Origin of the sequence: Microbacterium sp. (assembly GCF_049661145.1) — a bacterium.
GTDB lineage: Bacteria > Actinomycetota > Actinomycetes > Actinomycetales > Microbacteriaceae > Microbacterium.
Window position 1 is genome coordinate 1 of the sequence record NZ_JBASZT010000074.1, and the last position, 3,361, is coordinate 3,361.

Below are 3,361 nucleotides of genomic sequence, written 5' to 3' on the forward strand. Positions count from 1 at the left end.
GACGTACACTCCGCGCTCGACCTCCGCCGAAACGACTCCCCCTACCGCCACTACCCCCACAGCCCCAGAGCGAACTCCGCGACGACCGCCGACAGCAGGAACGACGCGGTGATCGCGACGATGCCGACGGGGATGATCTTCCAGCCGATGCTACGCAGCATCGGAAGGTCCTTGCCCAGGCTCAGGCCCGCGATCGTGAGCATGACGGTGATGAGGGCGAGGAAATCGACGGATGCCGACACCCCGACCAACCACGTCGCGATCGGCGAGACCGGCGAGGTCAGGAACGCTCCGACCGTCATGACGATGATGATAGCCGGGACCTTTCCGCGCGTCGCCTTGGCGACGCCGAGCCCGGCGGCCACGAGCGCGGCGAGCACCACGAACGTCCACACCATGTCGATCGAGGCCGACTTGGTCGCGATCATCGACACGATCAGCCCCGCCACCGAGATGACGGTGAGCGAGATCCACAGCGGCACGCCGACCTTGGGCTTTTCCAGCACGGCGGCCTCGACAGCCCCCATCTCGCTCGTCGCGAGCGTACCCTCCGGGCTCTTGCGCGGCCCGCGGCCCGGCAGCTCGGCATCCTGATTGCGCGTGAGGAACTTGTAGAAGCGGTCGGCGAGCGGCAGCGACACCCACACGCCGATGTACAGGCCGAGCACGCCCGTGACGAGGTTCGAAGTGGCGGCGAGCGCGAGCACCTGGTCCTGCATCTCCGGGTGCGCCGAGACGATCACCGAGGCGGCCGCGGCCATCATGGAGCCGGAGCCGACGCCGGCACCCATCGCAAGGGCGAGCGGGTCGAAGATGCCGAAGGATGCCGCGAGCGACGCGATGAGGCTCACGATGACGGCGCCGAAGATCGTGCCGAACACATACATCGACAACACGCCGCGGTACTGCGGGGAGTCGGAGCCGTAGCGCTCGCTGACCATCGCGAACGAGCCCTCGCGGTCGATCGAGAAGGTCGCGCCGACGGTCGCCGGCCCCATGCGCAGCAGCACGGCGAGCGGTAGCGCGAGCGCGATCGTACCGAACAGGTGGCCGACTTCCTGCAACAGCAGGGCGGGACCGGCCTGCAGCAGCAGCGGGATGTTCGGGCCGATCGTGAAGGACATGCGGGCGACGAGGAACAGCACTGCGACGCCCATGATGACGGTCGCCGCCTGCTGCAGATCGATCGGGAACGGCTTGATCTTCTGCCCCGACACGATCGTGCCGGCGAGAATGCCCCAGATCATCGGCAGCAGCGTGATCGCCGCAATACCGAGCGGAATCACGATCGGTCCGATCGCCTGAGCACCGGCGGCGATCAGGATCAGGGCACCGATCAGCACCCAGATGCGCTTGTCGCGCAGAGTGAGCATGACGACGGATGCCGGGGCGGCGGCGGTCGCCTGTGGCGACCCGCCTGCGGTGGAAGCGGGGGAAGTACTCATGATGTGGTCTCCAGAGGAAGGGCCCGATGACGTCAGGCTTCGAGCGTGATGCGCGTCGCCCCGGCGGGGCGGGCGGCGGTGCGGCGATGGAGCTCTGCGCGCAGGGTGTCATCGCAGGCGGCGTCGAGCGCTGTCCAGGCCAGCAGCACGGCGCCGTCGACGACGGCATCGTCGGCCGCGGGCGTTGCCGCCGCCGCCGCGAAGTCGGGATTGTGGTGCACGGCGTCCTCACCGAGGAAGGCGATCATGGGGTGCAGCGAAGGCACGACCTGCGACACGTTGCCCATGTCCGTCGACCCGCCGCCCACGGGAGTGCCACCGAGCTCACGGCCGCGGGCGGCCAGGTTGCGGTCCCACAGCGCCGCGAGGTCGGGGTCCGGGTTCATCGGCGCGTACGGGTGCTCGGTCGGCTGCCAGTTCCACCGGCATCCCGTCGCGATCGCGGCACCCTCGAAGCACGCGAGGACGCGCTTTTTCATGTCGCGCCAGTCGTCGATGTCGAAGGCGCGCAGCTCGACCTGCACGACGGTGTGGTCCGGGATGATGTTGGTGGCCTGGCCACCCAGCGAGACGAAGGCGTTGAGGTTCGTGGCCTTGGGCAGCTGCTGGCGCAGCAACGCGATCGCGGTCTGCGCGAGGGTCGCCGCCGACGCGGCGTTGATGCCCTTCTCGGGGGCGCCCGCGGCGTGCGCCGTGAGGCCGTGGAACTCGACCTCGAACCGGTCGACCGCGGTGAACACGGCAGCCGAGGACGTGAAGTCGAGGCCGGTCATCCCGTGCACCATCATCGAGAAGTCGGCATCCTCCCACGCCCCCGCAACGAGCATCGAGACCTTGCCGCCGCCGTGCTCCTCCGCCGGCGTGCCGAGGAGCTTGACGCGCAGGCCGGCCTCGGCAGCGACCGGGGCGAGGGCGAGGGCCGCGCCGACGCCGGACGCCGCGATGACGTTGTGGCCGCACGCGTGTCCGACCCCGGGCAGGGCGTCGTACTCGGCGCACAGCGCGAGGGTCAGGTCGCCATCGCCGGTCACGGCCTCGAACGCGGTGGGGATGCCGTAGGCTCCGCGCGTGACCTCGAAGCCCTCCGCCTCGAGCAGCGCGCAGATGCGCTCGGACGACGCGAACTCCTCCCACGAGAGCTCGGGGTTCGCGTGGATGTCGTGGCTGAGGCCGACGAGCTGGTCGCGGCGGCGCTCGACCTCGGCGGCAGCGCGCTCCTTGAGCTCGTTGAGCGCGGCGAGGGCGCCCGAGGGCGCGGGAGCAGTCGGCTCGGTGATGGTCACGGGGCATCCCTTCGTGGACGGATGCCGACGATTGTGCAGACGCGGATGTCACCGGAATGTAAACTCGCAGGATTCCTGCGCGGGAGCGCATCGATATGCGCGCAGTGGCGCTCCCCCACCCCCTCCGCCCACATCGAGGAGCACGCAGATGGCGGAACCGAGACTCGACGACACCGACCTACGCCTGCTGCACGCGATGCAGATCGAGCCGCGCGCGGCCTGGAGCGACCTCGCGCCCGTCGTGGGCGTGGACGCTGCCACGCTCGGCCGCCGGTGGGCCCGCATCAGCGAGGCGGGCATCGCGTGGGTGAACGCGTATGCCACCCGCGGGCAGGACGCCCTGATCGAAGTGGATTGCGACCTCGAGCACCTCGAGACCATCGCCGGCGCGTTGCAGCAGGACTCCTACGTCGCGGTGCTCGACCACACGTCGGGTTCGCGCGACCTCCTCGCCCTCGTGCGCGCCCCCGACCTCTCCTCGCTGTCGGACTACGCCGTCCGCAGGCTCGCGGGGCTGCCGGGAGTCCGTGCCGTGCGCACGCACCTGACCAACGAACTGCTCATGGACGCGTCCAGCTGGCGCCTGCGCGCACTGTCGCCGGAGGAGGTGGCGCGCATCCGCCCGCCGCGACC

The 3,361-nt window shown here is 70.1% G+C and carries 3 protein-coding genes; 1 reads left to right on the forward strand and 2 read right to left on the reverse strand.

Features of this window, described 5'->3' with window-relative positions; all coding sequences use genetic code 11:
• Window positions 1–50 precede the first annotated feature (50 nt).
• Together WBP48_RS03420 and WBP48_RS03425 are read right to left on the reverse strand one after the other, a co-directional pair.
• Complete coding sequence (locus WBP48_RS03420) at window positions 51–1,445, reverse strand: DUF3100 domain-containing protein (protein ID WP_424436124.1); 1,395 nt, start codon at window positions 1,443–1,445, stop codon at window positions 51–53.
• 32 nt (window positions 1,446–1,477) lie between these two features.
• Window positions 1,478–2,728: an amidohydrolase gene (locus WBP48_RS03425; RefSeq protein WP_424436127.1), complete on the reverse strand. Its 1,251-nt coding sequence runs from the start codon at window positions 2,726–2,728 to the stop codon at window positions 1,478–1,480.
• Window positions 2,729–2,876: 148 nt separating this feature from the next.
• Between WBP48_RS03425 and WBP48_RS03430 the strand changes: the two genes are divergently transcribed.
• The coding region (locus tag WBP48_RS03430) for an Lrp/AsnC family transcriptional regulator (RefSeq protein WP_424436130.1) at window positions 2,877–3,361 on the forward strand (485 nt) is incomplete at its 3' end.